General features: G+C 31.1%; 1 protein-coding gene and 1 pseudogene. One reads left to right on the top strand and one right to left on the bottom strand.

From position 1 onward, the window contains the following. A pseudogene (locus KI356_RS27410) lies at positions 1–207 on the bottom strand (cardiolipin synthase); the annotation flags it as partial. Between the two features lie 117 nt (positions 208–324). Between KI356_RS27410 and KI356_RS27405 the strand changes: the two are divergent. Beyond that, positions 325–607: lipase/acyltransferase domain-containing protein (locus KI356_RS27405; protein ID WP_438820852.1), on the top strand; the 283-nt coding region annotated here is incomplete at its 3' end.

Below are 607 nucleotides of genomic sequence, written 5' to 3'. Positions count from 1 at the left end.
TTTTTTAATATCTTCAAATAGCTGCTCATATAATGATTTCCCTTCTACATATAATTGAAAATCACTATAATGAGACGCATACTCTGTCGGCATATTTTTCCCGGCTTCCATTTTCCGTCCGAGCGTAACGTCAATATGCATCCCAATTAAAACAAAAACGAATATACCAATAATAATAGAAGCAACTCGCAATATCTTTTTTATCATTTTAATTTCCTTCCGCTCAAATTACTTTCTAACCCGTAGTGTTTCATTAAAATAAATTTTCATTCAAAATGTATTTCCCACTTTTTTGGATGTTACAAAGTTAAAGGAGAGTAGCATATGAAAATAAGAAAAACTCCTATTATTTTTATCCCAGGTCTTTTCGGTTCAATGAGTAATATTATTATTCCGGGTACTGGTAATTGGAGCTTTGGACTTTCTTCGTTTGTTTATGAACCATTCATCATAATGTTAGAAAGTATCGGCTATGAACGCAATAAAAACCTGTTTATCTGTTTTTATGACTGGCGTCAGCGTATTGCTGTTTCTACTCAAAAATATTTATTAAAAACGATTGCTTATGTTAAAAAATTTACAGGGTGCGACAAACTAAATTTAGTTT

This window comes from Bacillus hominis (assembly GCF_018332515.1).
Classification (GTDB): Bacteria; Bacillota; Bacilli; order Bacillales; family Bacillaceae_G; genus Bacillus_A; species Bacillus_A hominis.
The sequence above is the reverse complement of the archived record's forward strand: the minus strand, read 5'-3'. Positions and strand labels throughout refer to the sequence as shown.